Raw genomic sequence first — 18263 nt, 5'->3', positions numbered from 1 at the left:
GCCCAGGATCCGGTTAAAGTGGCGCCAGCTCCCCATCGAATCCCGATCATGCGCGCCTTCCTTCTCACCTTCAGCCTGTTTCTGCCTCTGCTGGCCACCGCTGGCCCCGCGCCTTATTACCAGTGGCAAAGCAAGGCCGACGGTACCGTGATATGCCGGCAGACGCCGCCCGGGCATGGCTGGGAGCTGCTCAACGGACAGCCGTTTCGTGATCTCAACTGTACGCAACCGGCCGGGCGAGTCGAGCGTCCCAGTGTGGTGCCGGGCTTTCGCCCACAGCCGGGGCGGTGACGACGAGCCGTTTCATCAGCGTTGAGCAGCGGCTGCGCTAGCCAGTGCTCAGCACGATCATTCCTTAAGCCAGCAGAACCCATGCTCGACCTGCCCGCCTACTTCGGCCTGTTCGGTGCTGCCCTTGCCGCGGCCACGCTGGTGCCCGCGCAATCCGAAGCCGTGCTGGTCGGGCTGTTGCTGCACGGCGGCTACTCGGCCACCGGCCTGCTGCTGGTTGCCACCTTGGGCAACGTGCTGGGCTCGCTGGTCAACTGGCTGCTGGGCCGCTCGGTTGAGCGGCTGCGTCATAAACGCTGGTTTCCGGTCAGCGACCAACAGCTCGAACGCGCACAGCGCCGATATCACCGCTACGGTCGTTGGTCGTTGCTGCTGAGCTGGGTGCCGATCATCGGCGACCCGCTGACCGTGGTCGCCGGCACTCTGCGCGAGCCGCTGTGGAGCTTCCTGCTGTTGGTGACCCTGGCCAAGGGTGGCCGCTATGTGCTGCTTGCAGCCATCACGCTCGGCTGGCTATGAGCCCATCCAGAGCCTTCGTTAACCTCAGCGTAACGAAACACCTCTGCGCTTGATTGATGACCCTTCGGTCGTCTCCCTACTGTGCGCTCCACAAGCGGAAAACCTGTGGAGTCGCCATGACAACAACAATCTCCCCACCGCCGCAGTGGTCGCGTCGCCGCGCTGAAAAAGCCCGTCGTCTCGATCAGGTGCGGCGCCTCGCCGATGGCGTGGTGCTGCCCAGCGCGCGGATCGTCGAGGCCCTGGAACTCTTGATCGCCCCCGGCGACCGGGTGGTGCTCGAGGGTAACAACCAGAAGCAGGCGGACTTCCTCTCCCGCTCCCTGGCCAAGGCCGACCCCGGCAAGCTGCACGACCTGCATATGATCATGCCGAGCGTCAGCCGCGCCGAGCATCTGGACCTGTTCGAACGGCAGATCGCCCGTAAGCTCGACTTCTCCTTTGCTGGCCCGCAGAGCCTGCGCATCAGCCAGCTGCTCGAAGACGGCCTGCTGGAAGTCGGTGCCATCCATACCTACATCGAGCTCTATTCGCGCCTGCTGGTGGACCTGATTCCCAATGTCGCGCTGGTCGCCGGCTTCCAGGCCGACCGTCACGGCAACATCTATACCGGCCCTAGCACTGAGGACACCCCAGCGCTGGTCGAGCCAACCGCCTTCTCCGATGGCATCGTCATTTTCCAGGTCAATGAAATTGTCGACGAGCTGCCACGCGTGGACATCCCGGCCAGCTGGGTCGACTTCGTGGTGGTCGCCGACAAGCCGTTCTACATCGAGCCGCTGTTCACCCGCGACCCGCGCCATATCAAGCCGGTGCACGTGCTGATGGCGATGATGGCCATCCGCGGCATCTACGAGAAACACAACGTGCAGTCGCTCAACCATGGCATTGGCTTCAACACCGCTGCCATCGAGCTGATTCTGCCGACCTACGGCGAGTCGCTGGGCCTTAAAGGCAAAATCTGCCGCAACTGGACTCTGAACCCGCACCCGACGCTGATCCCGGCGATCGAGACCGGTTGGGTCGAGAGCGTGCATTGCTTCGGCACCGAGCTGGGGATGGAGAACTACATCGCCCATCGTCCGGACGTGTTCTTCACCGGCCGCGACGGCTCGATGCGCTCCAATCGCATGATGTGCCAACTGGCCGGGCAATACGCGGTGGACCTGTTTATCGGCGCCACCCTGCAGGTCGATGGCGACGGCCATTCCTCCACCGTCACCCGCGGGCGCCTGGCCGGTTTCGGCGGTGCGCCGAACATGGGCCACGACCCGCGCGGTCGCCGTCATCCAACTCCGGCTTGGCTGGACATGGCCATGCCCGGTGGCGAAGCCCCGGTGACCCTGCTCGAGCGCGGCAAGAAGCTCGTGGTGCAGATGGTCGAGACCTTCCAGGAAGGCGGCAAACCCACCTTCGTCGAGCAACTCGATGCGGTGGAGGTGGCGAAAAAGAGCGGCATGCCGCTGGCCCCAATCATGATTTACGGCGACGACGTCACCCACCTGCTGACCGAGGAAGGCATCGTCTACCTGTACAAGGCGCGTTCGCTGGAAGAACGCCGGGCGATGATCGCCGCGGTGGCCGGCGTCACCAGCATCGGCCTGCGGCACAACCCGAAAGACACCGAGCGCATGCGCCGCGAAGGCCTGATCGCGCTGCCGGAAGATCTTGGCATCCGCCGCAACGATGCGACTCGCGAGCTGCTGGCCGCCAAGAGCATCGCCGAACTGGTCGATTGGTCCGGCGGCCTCTACAACCCGCCCGCGAAATTCAGGAGCTGGTGATGAGCGCACTCATTGCAAGACAGGCGCAGCCAACCCTGGCTGAGCGCCTGGCGGACCTGGCGGTGCAGGCGCTGATCGACGAGGCCGACCTCTCGCCCAAGCCGGGGCTGGTCGATCGGCGCGGCAACGGCGCGCATGACGACCTGCACCTGGGCCTGATGCACGCCTCGGCTGATGCGCTGTGGCCGGCCTTCAAGGCGATGGCCGAAGCGGCGCAGGAAATTGGCGAAGTCGGCCAGCCCTTGCGCGAAACCCTCGGCCAACTGGGCCGGGCCGGAGAAGCCGACATGCTCCGCGTCACCGGCGGTGTGAATACCCATCGCGGCGCTATCTGGGCGCTGGGGCTGCTCAGCGCGGCGGCGGCGCTGCAAATCGACGCGCCTGATGCCCGAGGCGTTGCGGCGACCGCCGCGGCACTGGCGCGTTTGAGCGACCCGGCCGCCCCGCACAATCCGCACAGCCATGGCGCACGGGTCTGCCGTACCTATGGCGTGCTCGGTGCACGCGAACAGGCGCAGCACGGCTTTCCCGCCGTCATCGAACAGGGCCTGCCGCAGTTGCTGGTGAGCCGTCGCGGCGGGGCGGGTGAGCAGAATGCCCGGCTTGATGCGCTGCTGGCGATCATGACCGAACTGAGCGACACCTGTGTATTGCACCGCGCTGGCCTCGCCGGGCTGAATCGCATGCAGCTAGGCGCCCTCGCCGTACTGGCTGCCGGCGGTTGCGCCAGCCTCGCCGGGCGCCGCCAGCTGCGCGCACTGGAAGGCGAGATGTTGTCGCTGCGCGCCTCGCCGGGCGGAGCTGCCGATCTACTCGCCGCCACCTTATTCCTCGACCGCCTGGCGCCCGCCGCACCGGCGCCGACTGGGAGCAATTGAACATGGAAACCCTGTCTTTCGAATTCGCCGCCGGGCAACCCGCCCGCGGCAGGGCCCTGGTCGGCGTGGTCGGCTCGGGCGATCTGGAAGTGCTGCTGGAACCCGGCCAGGCCGGCAAGTTGGCGATCCAAGTGGTCACCTCGGTCAATGGCGCCGAGCAGCGCTGGCAGCAACTGTTCGAGCGAATGTTCCGCGAGCAGAACCTGCCAGCGCTGAATATCGATATTCACGATTTTGGGGCCACACCCGGCGTAGTGCGTCTGCGTCTGGAGCAGGGGTTGGAGGAGGTCGGCCATGACTGATTCCTTTGCTGATAACGTGGCCCGTTTACTCAAGTCGCGCAGCTTCGTCGAACTGGGCGCCCGCCAGCGTGCCCGTGTGCTGCTGGACGCGGGCAGCTTTCGCGAATTGCTCGATCCCTTCGCCCGCGTCACTTCGCCCTGGCTACCGAAGCAGGGCATCGTCACCCAGGCCGACGATGGCTTGGTGGTTGCCAAGGGCACGATCGACGGCCAACCGGCGGTGATCGCCGCCATCGAAGGTGCCTTTCAGGGCGGCAGCATGGGCGAGGTCGGCGGCGCCAAGATCGCCGGCGCCCTGGAGCTAGCCATCGAAGACAACCGCAATGGCATTCCGACTCGCGCCGTGCTGCTGCTGGAAACCGGCGGTGTACGTCTGCAGGAGGCCAACCTGGGCCTGGCGGCCATCGCCGAGATTCAGGCAGCCATCGTCGAACTGCGTGACTATCAGCCGGTGATTGGCGTGGTCGCCGGCTCCGTCGGCTGCTTCGGCGGCATGTCCATCGCCGCCGGGCTGTGCAGCTATCTAGTCGTCACCCGCGAAGCCCGCGTCGGTCTCAACGGCCCACAAGTGATCGAGCAAGAAGCCGGGATCGAGGAATACGACTCGCGCGACCGGCCGTTCATCTGGAGCCTGAGCGGCGGTGAGCAGCGTTATGCCAGCGGCTTGGTGGACGCCTATGTCGCTGACGACACCGACGCCATCCGCGAGCAGCTGCACGAGCTGTTCGCCCTCGGCATTCCCGTTCAACCGCGCAGCTGCCGTCACGCCTGGTTTCTGCAGCGCCTGGCGGACGTCGATACCCGTGCGCAGCTCGATGCAGACGCCGTGCGTGCCCTCTACGAAGGAGATGCCCAATGAGCCGTGGACTGAACTGGTTGCAAGCCCTGGCCGGTGGTCAAGCACTGGATGGCTATCCGGCCTCGGTACAGGTGGTCGACGGGTCGCTGGACGACCGCACGGCACGCTATATCGCCGTGGTGCCGGACGCCGAGAATCCCTTCCCGCGCGCGCGCAACGGCGAGGTCGGTCTGCTCGAAGGCTGGGCGCTGGGCCAGGCGCTGGACGAGGTGATCGCGGCCGATCGCGACAAGGCGGACAAACGCGTGGTGGTCGCCATCGTCGACGTGCCGAGCCAGGCCTATGGCCGTCGCGAGGAGGCGCTGGGCATCCATCAGGCCCTGGCCGGTGCGGTGGACGGTTATGCTCGCGCGCGCCTGGCCGGGCATCCGGTGATCGCGCTGCTGGTGGGCAAGGCCATGTCCGGTGCCTTTCTCGCACACGGCTACCAGGCCCAGAGGATCGTCGCCCTGCGTGATCCGGGCGTAATGGTGCACGCCATGGGCAAGGCCGCCGCGGCGCGCATTACCCTGCGCAGCGTCGAAGAGCTGGAAGCCCTGGCCGAATCAGTGCCGCCAATGGCCTACGACATCGACAATTACGCGACCCTCGGCCTGCTTTGGGAAACCCTCTCGGTGGACAGCATCGAGCAGCCTTCTGCCGGCGATCTGCAGCGTGTGCGTGACTGCCTGCAGCGAGCCGTGGACGACATCGGCAGCAGTACCGACTTGCGTGGTCGTCTCGGCGCACCGAACCGTGAGGCCTCGTCGCGGGTGCGGGAGTTGATGCGCGCGCAGTGGTAGGTCATTCACGTCGGGGCTGCTGTCGAATGTGACGAAATCGGCTCCGATGTCTCACTCATAACGAGGTTTCGCGAGGAGGTTTTAATGCACGACCGTCCATGCCCCCATGATCTGCTCTGGGGCATGAGCCCGACACAACTGCCCTCTGACACGCCGGTGTGGGTGCGACAGGTGCTTGAGATCGACCAACCCGTGGTCGTGCGACGGGCCATGGTGGCGAGCGGTCAGATCGCCGTCGGAGTACGTGGCGCCTCGCGTGATCAGCGCTATGCCACGCTCATGTCAGTAGACGCTGTGCGCCGTCGTGTGCGGCCTGAAGAGCTGACCGCGGGTGTCTACGCCAGTGAGCTACCGGCACTGCGTGCGCTGATACAGCTCAGGCCGGTGATGAATGAACTGGGCTTGGATTGGGGCATAACCGGTTCCGTCGGCTATCAGCTGGCCACCGGCATCCCGGCTGCGCATGCCAACAGCGATCTCGATTTGCTCGTGCGCGTGCCGCAGTCCTTTTCACGGCCCAGGGCCCGCGACCTGTTGCAGCATCTTGATGACGGTCCCTGTCGCGTCGACCTACAGCTGGAAACGCCCTTCGGTGCCATCGCCCTGCGCGAATGGGCCGGTGACTCTACACGCGTATTGCTCAAGTGCCCCACCGGGGCGCGGCTGGTCGGAAACCCATGGAACCAGCAGGAGCAGGTCGCATGAGCAGCCTGTTCGCTTTCCCCGGCCAGGGCGCACAGAAACCCGGCATGCTGCATCGATTGCCGCAGGAGCCCGAGGTGATTGATTGCCTGGAGCAGGCAAGCGAAGTCCTTGGCCATAACGTGCTGGATCTGGACAGCGAAGATGCTTTGGCCTCAACCCGCGCCGTGCAGCTGTGCTTGCTGATCGCCGGGGTCGCGGCTGCCCGGTTGTTGATGCGCGGCGGTCAGGCGCCCGACTATGTGGCAGGCCTGTCCATTGGCGCTTATGCCGCTGCAGTGGCGGCGGGTGCGCTGGATTATCGCGATGCCGTGCGGCTGGTCGAGCTGCGCGGCGAGCTGATGCAGAACGCTTATCCCCAGGGTTTCGGCATGACCGCTATCCTCGGGCTCGATCTCACTTCGGTCGAACGCCTGCTGGGCGAAGTCCATGACAAGTCGGTGCACCTGGCCAATATCAATGCCGACAACCAGATCGTCATTGCCGGGGCAGACGATGCCATGGCGGCGGTCGCGGCACGCGCTAAAGCGCTGGGCGCCTCATGTGCCCGACGCCTTGCGGTCAGCGTGCCGTCGCATAACGCTTTGTTGGACGCACCGGCTGCACGACTGGCCGAAGCGTTCTCCCGCGTCGAGCTCCGTGCGCCACGCATTCGCTATCTGAGCAGTACCACGGCACGTCCCATTGCTGTTCCCGAGCGCCTGCGCGACGACCTGGCTTTCAACATGTGCCGCGTCGTCGACTGGCACGGCACCCTGCGCACCGCCTACGAGCGCGGCGTGCGGCTGCATATCGAATTGCCCCCCGGCTCGGTGCTGACCGGCCTGGCACGGCGGGTGTTCGAACAGGGCACGCTGATCGCTTTCGACGGTGCACGGCTGGACACCCTGATCGCCTTGCTGCGTCAGGAAGCCGATCGAGTCGAATAACCCCATCACCGCACTGGCCTTACTTTCCAGGCGCTTAGATTGCTCCGATCCGAGCGCTACGCATTGGCGTAAGCGCAAAAAAAAACGGGCCCCCAAAGGAGCCCGTCAAATTCGCCTATGGCCAATGGCCAATGGCCAATGGCCAATGGCCAACATATATGCTTATAGGGCTTCGCCCATCACATAGTCAGGCAGTACGGTCGCGATCTGTGGGAACGCACACAGCACGATGATCGCCAGCACCATGACCAGCGCGTAAGGGAGCGCCCCCCAAAGGATGTCCCGGGTCGGCACCTGGGGTGCGATGCCATTGATGACGAACAGATTCAGGCCCAGCGGCGGCGTGATCAAGCCGATCTCCATGTTGATGGTGAGGACCACTGCGAACCAGTAGGGATCGAAGCCGGCCTGTACGACGATGGGGAAGAGCAGGGGCGCAGACATCACGATGACCGCGACCGGCGGGAGGAACATCCCGGCCACCAGCAGGAACAGGTTGATCACACCCATCAGCACCCAGCGGTTGACCTCCAGACTGGCAATCGTCTCGGCCAGCGACTGAGTGATGTAGAGCGACGACAACGCGAAGGCAAACAGCTCGGCAGAGGCCAGGATCATCATGATCATGACGCTTTCACGCATGCCGGAGCTGAAGATATTGCGGAAGGTGCCCATCTTGAACAGCCGGTAGGCCAGCACCACGACCACCAGCGTGAGCATCGCACCTGCGCCGGCTGCCTCGGAAGGCGTGGCCACGCCGCCATAAAGCACGTAGAGCACGCCGATGATCACCAGGATCAGCGGAAAAATACGCGGCAGTGCTGCCAGCTTGTCGCGCAGGCTGTAATACACACCTTCGGTGCCGAAGCGGAAGCCCTTGCGGCGGGCATCGATCATCGCCCAGCACATGAACATGGCCGTCAGCATCAGGCCCGGCAGAACCCCGGCGAGGAAAAGCCGGCCGATGGAGGTTTCCGTGGCGATGCCATAGATGATCATCGTCACCGAAGGAGGTAACAGGATGCCGAGCGTGCCGCCCGCGGCAATCGAACCAGTCGCCACCGAGGAGGGGTAGCCGCGGTTGATCATCTCCGGGATGCCCAGCTTGCCGATCGCAGCGCAGGTGGCCGGGCTCGAGCCTGTCATACCGGAAAAGACAGCGCAGGCGCCGATGTTCGAGAGCACCAGACCGCCTGGAACCTTGTACATCCAGCGGTCCAGCGCGCGATAAAGATCGGCTCCGGCGGGCGTGCCGGCCACGATGGCGCCCATCAGCACAAACATCGGAATCGAGACGAATGCCAGATTGCCGATCCCGGCGAACATGGTTTCAGCCACCACGCCGATGACATCAGGGCCCATCGCCAAGAACAGACCGCCCATGGCCGCCAGGCCCAGGGCAAAGGCGATCGGCATGCCGGTGGCCAGGAACAGGAGCAAGGCGCAGATCAAAAGCGTACCTGTAAGGGTCGGCGTCATGGTGCTTCTCCCAGATTCTGGCGGCTGTGTCCGATGGGTTCATCCGTGATGGCCGAAGCGCTTTGCTGCTCCGAGATGGCCAGGGCGGGGCAGATGAGCTTCATCATCTCTGCCACGTATTGCAGGCATAGCAGGCCGAAGCCCACGAGCATAGGCGTTGCAGGAATCCATAGCGGTATGGCGGCAATCGTCGGGGTGGTCCAGCCGCCTTCCCAGGCTTCGTGGACATAGATGACGCTCGCCACGGTCATCAGCAGGCAGAACGTCAGGCCCAGCACCGCCCCGAGCAGCTGCATACGGCGCCGGTTGGGCGAGGACATCATCAGTTCTATGACGTCGACGCCGACGTGGCCCTTTTTCATCAGCACGTAGGGCGCGCCGATAAAGATCGCCGCGGTGGCGGCAAATACCACGACCTCGGTCTGCCAGACGGTGGGCGCTCTGAATAAGTAGCGCATCAGGATCATCTGGCACATCACAACCATGGCGATGATCAACAGGAACACGGAGCTGACCCCACCAAGGCGCGACAGGGCCTCGATGGAGCGAATAAATCGTCTGGACATGGGGACTCCTTTGAACCCGGGCCATGAAGCAGAAGCACGGAGCGTGCTTGAACACAGCGAAGGCCGCTGAGGTAGCGGCCATGTGGGGCATCACTGCACGGCGAGGGCCTTGTCCAGGAGGTCTTGGCCGCCTTTGACTTTCTCGGCGAAGTACTTGTAGGAAGAGTCGCGGGCGACCTGCATCCAGGCGTCGTGTTCTTCTTTGCTCAGGCTGACAACCTTGACGCCGGCCTTGGCGAACGTCTCGTTCATCCGCTGCTCACCTTTTGGTCCTTCCTCGGCGAAGTAGGCCTCGGCCTTGCTTGCTGCCGCGAGCATGGCTTCCTTTTGTTCCGGGGTGAGTTTGTCGAAGGTGCGCTTGGAGATGAGGACGGGTTCATACATGAACCATAGGGCGTTCTCGCCCGGCGCGGTCAGGCATTTCACCTGCTCATACAGGCGGTATGAGACGAAGCTGTCGTTGGAGGTGTTGGCCGCATCAAGTACGCCGGTCTGCATGCCGCTGTAGATCTCGGACGAAGGCATCGACGATATCGAGGCACCGGCGGCGGCGAGCATGTTTTCGAAAGCCGGACCAGCGGCGCGGATGACCTGCCCTTTGATGGTGTCAGGCGAGGTAATGCAGCTCTCTTTGGAAGCGAATCCACCAGCCAGCCAGGCATCAGCGAGAATGATCGCGCCGTTCTTCTCAGCCAGCGCGTGTATTTCCTTGATGAAGTCGGAGTCGTTCAGGCGCTCGGCGTGGTCGTAGTTCTTGACCAGCCCAGGCATCAGCGTGGCGGAGAATTGCGGTACGCGGCCCGACGCGTAGTCCAGCGGCAAGGCTGTCATGTCGAGTTGGCCACGGGTCAACGCGCCCCATTGTTCGTTGGCTTTGTACAAGGAGGAGGCGGGATAAATCTGGACTTTGAGGCCAACATTGGCGGCGGCCACTTCGCGCGCGATGATCTGCACCATTTCATCGCGCGGGTCGCCCTGATTGCCAGGGAACTGATGGGAAGCGCGAAGGACTGTCTCGGCGAAACTGGGGGCGCTGGCGACTAGCATTGCAGCCACAACCGATGTACGGAGTAGGGCTTTCATTGGAATTCTCCTAGATTGACACTTAGAGCCACGCTACGCGGCTCATAATTATTTTTATTACGTCACAGGAATTTCTTCTTGTTATCCGAGCGTCCGCTGCTCGAGTGAAATGCAGGCTAGCGTGCGCAACGGGGGGGATCAATTAAGACCTCCCTTCTATCGTTACGGCTAAGTTAACGATCCGTTGAAGACCCCGGTTCGGTGCTGGATCGGGACCGATACATTCGGCATTCGGCGACCAGAGCAAGCAGGTTGGGATCGCGCTCCTTGGCCTTGAGGAACACAATGCCGATCTGCTGCTGCAGGCGGTACTTGCTCTGTAGGGGGATCAGGCGGATGCGGTTCTCGTAAACCGCTGCGACCCGCCCTGGAAGCAGGGCGTAACCGACGCCTGAACTGACCATGCTGAGCAGAGTGAAGATGTCGTTGACCTGCATCCCTACATTCGGCTTGAAGCCTGCCTGGTCGAACACACGAGCGCTGTCGCGATGGGTGGCGAAACCCTGGGTGAGGGTGATGAAGGTCGCATCACGCAAGTCGCCTAAGTCCACCTCTGCCTGCTCGGCAAATGGGGAGTCGGCGGGTACAGCAAGAAAGATGTCATCGGCAAAGAGCAGCAATTGCTCGCAATCTATATTGATCAGGCTGTCGTCGAGAGAAATCAGGACGGCATCGAGTTCCATGTTCTTGAGTTTGTAGAGCAGATCTACGTTGGAGCCGAGGATCAGGTCGATGTTGAGCTCGCTGCGGCGCAGCTTCAGGCCCATGATCAGCTGCGGCACGGTCTTCACCGTCAGCGAATAGAGCGCCCCGAGTTTGAAGCGCTCGGCCGAGAACCCAGCCGATTCACGCGTCTGGCGCACCGTTTCGAGGACATCCTGGACCAGCTTCTGCGCATGTTCCTCCAGCACAAAGGCACTCTCCAGCGGGATCAGGTTGCGGCCCTCGTGTTTGAACAGCGGGCAGCGCAGGGCGCTTTCCAATGAATGGATGGCGCGGTGAACGCTGACGTTGCTGGTGTTCAGCTCGGCGGCCGCTTTGCTCAGGTTGCCGCTACGCATGAAGGCCAGAAAGACTTCAAGCTTCTTCAGGGTGAGTTCTTCGTCGATTTGCATGGGCAAGGGCTCGGGCAAGGAGGACAATTATGCCTAACGCGGACCGGCTTAGGGCTTGGCCATGGGAACGATCTGCGCGTGTCGGGTTGCTCGTCCTGTTCGGCTGTGTGTGATGCCTGCTCAAGGCGCCAGCGGGCGACATGCACATCGCATGGCGCGCTAACGGAGGCCATGCAATTTGCACGATAATTGAAATTTGCCATCACAGCAACTATTTGATTTATAAGGAAAAATTAAGAAATACGCGATGGCACGTTCGATGCTGTTGTGCTGTGCCAATTTGGCAAAGCAGACAAAAACACGAACGAGGGCTGGACGACGCTCCGGCCCAGGAAATGGAACGAAATGGATAACAGGCTAAACAGCAAGACGCAAATATGGGCCGACGGGTACTCCTTCATGGAGGTTACCGAGACGCTGCTGATGGCTCTGGGAATCCGACCGGACGACCCCGGGCGTGGCGAACCGGAACCTGCGCAACCGGAGCCGGCCGCCTCGACCACCCATGATTCAACCGACGCGAAGGTGGGCCGCTAGCCCGGCTCTGGTGAGCGAGTATCGATAGCGCCCAGACCGCTGAGCGAAAGCCGATCGTCTTGGCATTCTTAAGCGGCCGAGGCGGTCGGCTCCCCTTCAGCCCACCGCCGAGGCATGCCTTTGAGCCGCGTTACGCGATCCGGCTGACCTGTTTCCGTTATTGCGCCAACTGGCCGAGGATGCGATAGGCGAGCTTCACCCGGTCCTCGTTCGGGTAATACCGGTTGGCCAGAATGACAATGCCCAGCTGTTCGGCCGGAATGAAGGCCAGGTAGGCACCAAAACCGTTGGTCGAGCCGGTCTTGTTGATCCAGACGTCGGCCTGCGGTGGTGACGGAGGGGAAATCGGTTCCACCGGCTGGCTGTCGAGTACCATCTTGCTGCCATTGCCAACCAACAGATCGTCCAGCGCGACCGGATAATCGTACTGTTCCCATACCAACGCCTGGGTCATGGCGCCCACCCGGTAATGGCGGGTTTGGGTCGCGGTTATGGCCTGTCTGACCGAGCGGTCCGTTTTGATCGTGCCGAGCTGCGCTTCGACGAAGCGCAGCAGATCCTGACTGGTGGTCTTCACGCCGTACGCTTCATTCGCCAGCAGCGCCGGATTCAGCCGGACCGGGTCGCCGTTCTTGTTGTAACCCTGGGCATAGCGCATTCTCTCGCCGGACGGCAGATCGATGTAGGTGCTGTTCATCCCGAGCGTTGGCAACAGCCGGCTCTGCAGGGCCTCGACATAGGGGATCCCCAGGCCGCTGGCCACCGCCATGCCCAGCAGACCCATGCCGGGATTGGCGTAGACGCGCCTGGTGCCAGGTGCGTAGCGCGGCTGCCAAGACCTGAAGTAATCCGTCAACTGCTGATCGTTGCGAATCGCATCGGGCAGCTGCAACGGGAAATCTCCAGCCGTATGGGTGGCCAGGTCGATCAGGGTGATCCGGTCGAGCTGGCTGCCTTGCAGGGCGGGCAGATAGCGGCTGGGGCTGTCGGTGAGAGACAGCTTGCCCTGGGTTTCGGCATAGGCCGCCAGGGTTGCGGTCAGGGTTTTGCTGACCGAGCCGATCTCGAACAGGGTATCGCGGGTCACGGCCTGCTGCGTCGCCTTCGAGGCCACGCCGAACTCATAGAAACGCTGCTCGCCCTGTGCCGTGATCGCGATCGCCAGACCGGGGATCGCGTGTTGCGCCATGACGGCTTGGGCGGCGTCCGTTACCGTCGCGTCGATGCCGGCGAAATCCACGTCGGCCGCGGCGGGGCGGCTGAGCGCCATGGTCACCGCGACGAGCAACAGCCCCGCCCGGCACTTTCTGGATGAGCGCATCATGGCTCCTCGAATCACCTGAAGGGCTTGGAAACTAGCATCTGCCGGCCGCTTGCAGAAGTGCCTTTCCAGCCCCGTCAGTGATACCGAACATTTAACCCACCGTGACTTCCAGCGTACCGATGCCTTCAACGCCGCCGCTCAACCGATCGCCACGCTGCACCGCGCCGACACCGGCCGGCGTGCCGGTCATGATCAGGTCGCCGGGCTCGAGCACGAACAGCCGCGACAGGTAGGCGATTACCTCCGGCACGCTCCAGATCAGCGACGCCAGATCACCTTCCTGACGGAGCTCGCCATTGATCTCAAGCCAGATGCGGCCTTCGCTCGGATGGCCGACCTTGGTTGCCGGTACCAGCGCCGAACAGGGCGCGGCGTGATCGAAGCCCTTGGCCACCGCCCAGGGTCGGCCCATCTTCTTCGCCTCGGCCTGCAGGTCGCGGCGGGTCATGTCCAGCCCCACGGCATAGCCGTAGACGTGCTCAAGCGCCTGTTCAGGCGGAATATCGGCGCCGCCACGGCCAATGGCCACGACCATCTCGATCTCGTGGTGCACACTCTCGGTGCCCGGCGGGTAGGGGAACACACTGCCATCGGGCAGCAGGCTGTCGGGATGCTTGGTGAAGAAGAACGGCGGCTCGCGGTCCGGATCATGACCCATCTCGCGGGCGTGTTCGGCATAGTTGCGGCCCACGCAGTAGATGCGCCGCACGGGGTAGCGTTGGTTGCTATCCGCAATCGCGAGGCTGGGGATGCTGGGGGTGAAGAGGTAGTCGTTCGGGTCTGTCAAATTCACTGTTCGGGCTCCAGGTTGTTGAGGTTTTTGCGCTGGGTGCGACGCGACGGCTTTGGAATCATTTACGCAGCGGCACGCTGCCGGCCTCGTCCAGGCTGCGCAGAAAGTCGAAATCACAGCCGCGATCGGCTTGGGTCACGGTGTCGAGGAACAGCTTGCGATAGCCGCGCTCGTCGCCTTCGCGCGGTTCCGGTCGCTCAAGCGCATCGCGCCGACGCGCCAGCTCCCCGTCGCTGACCAACAAATCCAGGGAACGCTCGGCCACGCTCAGACGCAGGCGATCGCCGCTTTCGATCAGCGCCAGTGGCCCGCCATCCGCCGCTTCGGGCGTGACGTGAAGGATGATGGTGCCGCCCGCCGTGCCGCTCATGCGGCCATCGGAGATGCGCACCATGTCTTTGACGCCGGCACGCGCCAGCTTGCGCGGAATGGGGATGTAGCCGGCTTCCGGCATGCCGGGCGCGCCCTTCGGGCCGATGTTCTTCAGCACCAAGATGTCGTCGGCGTTGACGTCGAGGTCCGGGTCGTCGATGCGCTGGGCCAGATCCTCCAGGCCATCGAACACCACCACCCGGCCTTCGTGCTCCATCAGCTCGGCGCTGGCGGCCGACTGCTTGATGATCGCCCCGTCCGGCGCCAGGTTGCCGCGCAGGAAGGCGATGCCGCCCTGTGGATAGATCGGGTTGTCCAGCGAGCGCACCACGTCCTGCGGGAAGGCGGCGATTTCATCCAACTCTTCGCCCAGCGTGCGTCCGGTGACGGTCAGTGAATCGAGGTGCAGGAAAGGCCGTAGTTCGCGCAGCACGGGGGCCAGGCCGCCGGCCTTGTGCAGGTCTTCCATGTAATGCGTGCCGGACGGTTTGAGATTGACCAGCACCGGGATCTTGCGACCGAGCGCGTCGACCTGATCCATGTCGATGCGGATGCCGCAGCGGCCGGCGATCGCTGACAGATGCACGATGGCATTGGTCGAGCCGCCGATGGCGAGCAGCACCATCAGGGCGTTCTCGAAGGCCTGCTCGGTGAGGATGCGGTCTGGCGTCATCCGTGACTGGATCATCGCCACCGCCTGGGTGCCGGTGCGCTCGGCGATACGGATGCGGTCGGCGGTGACCGCCGGTGGTGTGGCGCCGCCGGGCAGCATCATACCCAGTGCTTCGGTGACGCAGGCCATGGTGCTGGCGGTGCCCATCACCGAGCAGGTGCCGACGCTGGCCACCAGCTGGTCGTTGACCTCGGTGATCTCCTGCTGGTCGATCTCATCGCCGCGGTACATGCCCCAGAAGCGCCGGCAATCTGTACAGGCGCCGACTCGCACACCACGGTGCGAACCGGTCAGCATCGAGCCGCTGACCAGTTGAATGGCCGGCACGCCGGCGCTGGCGGCACCCATCAACTGAGCGGGCACGGTCTTGTCGCAGCCGCCGATCAGGACCACCGCATCGATCGGCAGGGCGCGGATCATTTCCTCAGTGTCCATCGACATGAGATTGCGCAGGAACATGCTGTTGGGATGGGCGAAGCTCTCGTGAATCGAGATGGTTGGGAAGTCCACCGGCAGCCCGCCGGCGAGCATCACCCCGCGCTTGACCGCTTCGATCAGCTGCGGCGCGTTACCATGGCAGGGATTGAAGCCGCTGCCGGTGTTGGTGATGCCGACGATCGGACGCGACAGCGCATCGTCCGAATAGCCCGCACCCTTGATGAAGGCCTTGCGCAGGAACAGCGAGAATTCCTCATCGCCATAGTTGGTCAACCCTTTGCGCATGCCGCGCGCCGGATCGTCGGTTTTGCTGCCGGAGTCATTGTTGTTGTTCACGGGCGTTACCTCTCGATCGTTGTGATGCGTGCCGGGCGTGCGGCACTTTGGCGGCGAGGCGCGCGGCCTCAACCGGAGGGTTCGGGTGCCGGCCCCGAGCTGCCGCGTACGATCAGCTCCGTGGCGACGGCAATGGGGCCCGGCCTGGGCTTGCCGTCGAGCGCTTCCAGCAGGTAGGTGCCGGCGCGAGTGCCGATCTGTTCGAGCTCGACGCGGGTGGTGGTCAGCGGTGGCGACAGGTGCCGGGCATAGTCGAAGTCGTTGAAGCCGACCACCGAGACATCCTCGGGCACCCGCACGCCAAGGTTCTTCGCCGCCAGCAGGGCGCCAAATGCCAGCAGGTCGTTGGCGCAAATCACCGCCGTGGGCCGTACTGCGCCCTGCAGCAGGCTGTGCATCGCGGCGATACCGTCTTCGAGCGTCAGGTTGGTCTCCATCAGCCATTGCTCGGGCACTTCCAGCCCGACTTCGGCTAGGCGTGCCCGGGCGCCGAGGATTCGGTCGCTGACCCGGTCGTTGAAGGGCGCGTTGACCAGCATGGCGAACCGGCGATGACCGAATGCCAACAGGTGATCGACCATATCCCGGGAAACCGCGATGTTGTCGAAGCCGACGCTCGGGCGGGCGCTGTCCTGCGTCCACGCCTGTACGCAGGGGATGCGCTTGTTGTCGATCATCTGCCACATCTTCGGATCGTGCGTTCGACCGACCACCATCAGCGCATCGACGCCGTGTTCGAGCATGGTCTGGACCTCCTTCAGTTCGACCTGTTCGTCGAAGCCGAAACTGGCCACCAGCAGCGTGTAGCCGGCCTCGTGCACGGTGTGCTGAAAGGCGGCGAGGGGGCGGGAGAAGGTTTCCGTGGCGAGCGTCGGGACGACCGCGCCGATGGTCATGCTGCGGCGCGAGGCCAGGGTTCGCGCCGCGGCGTTCAGCACATAACCGAGTTCATCGCAGGCGCGCTGCACGGCCTGGCGCTTGTCGTCGCTGACGGCTGCACTGCCGTTGATCACCCGCGATACCGTAGCCGTCGAAACACCGGCTACGCGGGCAACATCGTGCAGACTGGCGCGGGACAGTAACGCTTGTGGGGGAGGCATCGAGTTACTCATTTGTTGAGCTGGAAATAAGCCACTCAGCGAATGGCGTTTGACATAAGGAAAAACCGAAACTAACTTTTTGTAAACGCTTACATCGCATTTTTTCGCAAATGTAAGCGATTACATAGCGCCGTTTCGCATTACTGGCGACGCGGTTGGGGTCATACGAGCGAACCCCGGCGGACGATGAAAACGTTTACATCGGCCTGCCGGCTTGAGACAGGACAAGAACAACAATGGCAAAGATCAGCTCCATTTCCGTTTGTGCGGCCCGCATGCCGCTGGATCAGGTCACCTCATTCTCCAACCGCACCGTGCACGCCCGCGACTACGGCCTGGTCAAGGTAACCGGCGCCAACGGCGTCAGCGGCATCGGGTTCTGCTACGTCGGCAGTGCCGGCGGTGAGCTGCTGCCGATCGCCGTGGAGAAGTTGCTGGCGCCGGTGCTGCTGGGTCGCGATTCGCTGGACGTCGAGGCGCTGTGGAAGGAGATGTACCAGGAGGCCCTCCTGCAGGGCCGCGCCGGGGTGGTCATGCGTGCGATCAGCATTCTCGACACCGCGCTCTGGGACCTCAATGCGCGCAGCGCCGGCCTGCCGCTGCATCGCTATCTCGGTGCGGCCAGTGCCGATCGTGTGCCGGCCTACGCCAGCGGTGGCTACTACCTCGACGGTAAAACTCCCGCGCTGCTCGGCGAGGAGATGGCGCACTACGTATCGCTCGGCTTCAAGGCCGTGAAGATGAAAACCGGCCGTCTCTCGCCCAAGGAAGAAGAGGCGCGGGTGGCGGCGGCTCGCGAAGCCATCGGCCCCGACGTCGAACTGATGCTCGACGTCAACAACGGCTGGAGCGATGTCACCGAGGCGCTGCAGTACGTGCGCCGCTTCGAGCGCTACAACCCGGCCTTTATCGAGGAGCCGTTCCTGGTCGATGACATCGACAGCCATGCGCGGCTGGCGCGGGCCACACCGATTCCCATTGCCACCGGCGAGGTGGAGGTCGGGCGCTGGCGCCACAAGGAGCTGCTCGACAAGGGCGGCGCGGCCATCCTGCAGACCGACGCGGTGGTCTGCGGCGGCATCACCGAGTGGCGCCGCATCGCGGCGATGGCCGCCGGTTACGGCGTGCCGATGTACCCGCACTGGTTCCACGACGTGCATGCACCGCTGGTGGCCGCCACGCCGAATGCACGTTACGTGGAGTTCTTCTGGGATGACCAGGTCCTCAACTTCCGCCGGTTGATCGACCGCCAGCTCGAGCAGGAAGACGGCTACATCAAGCTGCACCAGACCCCGGGGCTCGGCTTCGACTTCGACGAGCAGGCCGTTGCGCGCTACGCGATCGCGGCCGGCGGCCAACCCTGGATGACCCTCGAAAACAACCGATGAGCGTTGCATGACC

19 protein-coding genes are annotated in these 18263 nt (G+C 63.7%); 11 read left to right on the top strand and 8 right to left on the bottom strand.

Going from position 1 to position 18263, the window contains the following annotated elements; translation table 11 throughout:
* The first annotated feature begins 48 nt into the window (after positions 1–48).
* From UF78_RS21865 to mdcH, 9 genes are all read left to right on the top strand, one after another.
* Positions 49–291 (top strand): hypothetical protein, encoded by a 243-nt coding sequence (locus UF78_RS21865; protein ID WP_045164301.1) that lies wholly within the window; start codon positions 49–51, stop codon positions 289–291.
* An 81-nt stretch (positions 292–372) separates the two neighbouring features.
* On the top strand, positions 373–810 hold the full coding sequence (locus UF78_RS21860) for a YqaA family protein (RefSeq protein WP_045164300.1): 438 nt from the start codon (positions 373–375) through the stop codon (positions 808–810).
* 116 nt (positions 811–926) lie between these two features.
* Positions 927–2594: a malonate decarboxylase subunit alpha gene (mdcA, locus tag UF78_RS21855; protein WP_045164299.1), complete on the top strand. Its 1668-nt coding sequence runs from the start codon at positions 927–929 to the stop codon at positions 2592–2594.
* Positions 2594–3472, top strand: coding sequence for a triphosphoribosyl-dephospho-CoA synthase (locus tag UF78_RS21850; RefSeq protein ID WP_045164298.1), 879 nt, complete (start codon positions 2594–2596; stop codon positions 3470–3472). Before mdcA ends, UF78_RS21850 begins: the two co-directional genes overlap by 1 nt.
* Before the next feature lie 2 nt (positions 3473–3474).
* Entirely contained in the window at positions 3475–3774 is a 300-nt protein-coding gene (locus UF78_RS21845; RefSeq protein WP_045164297.1) for a malonate decarboxylase subunit delta, read from the top strand.
* Positions 3767–4633 carry a biotin-independent malonate decarboxylase subunit beta gene (locus UF78_RS21840; protein ID WP_045164296.1) on the top strand — a complete coding sequence of 289 codons (867 nt, stop codon included), beginning with the start codon at positions 3767–3769 and terminating at the stop codon, positions 4631–4633. The genes UF78_RS21845 and UF78_RS21840 overlap by 8 nt, the downstream gene beginning before the upstream one ends.
* Positions 4630–5415, top strand: coding sequence for a biotin-independent malonate decarboxylase subunit gamma (gene mdcE / locus UF78_RS21835; RefSeq protein ID WP_045164295.1), 786 nt, complete (start codon positions 4630–4632; stop codon positions 5413–5415). Before UF78_RS21840 ends, mdcE begins: the two co-directional genes overlap by 4 nt.
* 84 nt (positions 5416–5499) lie before the next feature.
* Positions 5500–6120 (top strand): malonate decarboxylase holo-ACP synthase, encoded by a 621-nt coding sequence (locus UF78_RS21830; protein ID WP_045164294.1) that lies wholly within the window; start codon positions 5500–5502, stop codon positions 6118–6120.
* Entirely contained in the window at positions 6117–7046 is a 930-nt protein-coding gene (gene mdcH / locus UF78_RS21825; protein WP_045164293.1) for a malonate decarboxylase subunit epsilon, read from the top strand. The genes UF78_RS21830 and mdcH overlap by 4 nt, the downstream gene beginning before the upstream one ends.
* 162 nt (positions 7047–7208) lie before the next feature.
* Here mdcH and UF78_RS21820 read toward each other — a convergent pair whose 3' ends face one another.
* From UF78_RS21820 to UF78_RS21805, 4 genes are all read right to left on the bottom strand, one after another.
* Positions 7209–8525, bottom strand: coding sequence for a TRAP transporter large permease (locus UF78_RS21820; RefSeq protein ID WP_045164292.1), 1317 nt, complete (start codon positions 8523–8525; stop codon positions 7209–7211).
* Positions 8522–9091, bottom strand: coding sequence for a TRAP transporter small permease subunit (locus tag UF78_RS21815; RefSeq protein ID WP_045164291.1), 570 nt, complete (start codon positions 9089–9091; stop codon positions 8522–8524). Before UF78_RS21815 ends, UF78_RS21820 begins: the two co-directional genes overlap by 4 nt.
* Positions 9092–9181: 90 nt before the next feature.
* Entirely contained in the window at positions 9182–10174 is a 993-nt protein-coding gene (dctP, locus tag UF78_RS21810; protein ID WP_045164290.1) for a TRAP transporter substrate-binding protein DctP, read from the bottom strand.
* A 173-nt stretch (positions 10175–10347) separates the two neighbouring features.
* Complete coding sequence (locus tag UF78_RS21805) at positions 10348–11289, bottom strand: LysR family transcriptional regulator (RefSeq protein ID WP_045164289.1); 942 nt, start codon at positions 11287–11289, stop codon at positions 10348–10350.
* Between the two features lie 345 nt (positions 11290–11634).
* Between UF78_RS21805 and UF78_RS21800 the strand changes: the two genes are divergently transcribed.
* Entirely contained in the window at positions 11635–11826 is a 192-nt protein-coding gene (locus UF78_RS21800) for a hypothetical protein (protein WP_045164288.1), read from the top strand.
* 157 nt (positions 11827–11983) lie between these two features.
* Here UF78_RS21800 and ampC read toward each other — a convergent pair whose 3' ends face one another.
* The 4 genes from ampC to UF78_RS21780 form a co-directional block, all read right to left on the bottom strand.
* On the bottom strand, positions 11984–13150 hold the full coding sequence (ampC, locus tag UF78_RS21795) for a class C beta-lactamase (RefSeq protein ID WP_423831612.1): 1167 nt from the start codon (positions 13148–13150) through the stop codon (positions 11984–11986).
* 91 nt (positions 13151–13241) lie between these two features.
* Positions 13242–13943 carry a fumarylacetoacetate hydrolase family protein gene (locus UF78_RS21790; RefSeq protein WP_230623722.1) on the bottom strand — a complete coding sequence of 234 codons (702 nt, stop codon included), beginning with the start codon at positions 13941–13943 and terminating at the stop codon, positions 13242–13244.
* 58 nt (positions 13944–14001) lie between these two features.
* Complete coding sequence (locus UF78_RS21785; protein ID WP_045164396.1) at positions 14002–15711, bottom strand: IlvD/Edd family dehydratase; 1710 nt, start codon at positions 15709–15711, stop codon at positions 14002–14004.
* 119 nt (positions 15712–15830) lie between these two features.
* Positions 15831–16862, bottom strand: coding sequence for a LacI family DNA-binding transcriptional regulator (locus UF78_RS21780; protein WP_045164287.1), 1032 nt, complete (start codon positions 16860–16862; stop codon positions 15831–15833).
* A 236-nt stretch (positions 16863–17098) separates the two neighbouring features.
* On the opposite strand from UF78_RS21780, the gene UF78_RS21775 reads away from it, so the two are divergent.
* Positions 17099–18250: a mandelate racemase/muconate lactonizing enzyme family protein gene (locus UF78_RS21775; RefSeq protein WP_045164286.1), complete on the top strand. Its 1152-nt coding sequence runs from the start codon at positions 17099–17101 to the stop codon at positions 18248–18250.
* Positions 18251–18263: the final 13 nt, after the last annotated feature.

Source organism: Stutzerimonas stutzeri (assembly GCF_000952685.1).
In the GTDB taxonomy this organism is placed as follows: domain Bacteria; phylum Pseudomonadota; class Gammaproteobacteria; order Pseudomonadales; family Pseudomonadaceae; genus Stutzerimonas; species Stutzerimonas stutzeri_E.
The sequence above is the reverse complement of the archived record's forward strand: the minus strand, read 5'-3'. Positions and strand labels throughout refer to the sequence as shown.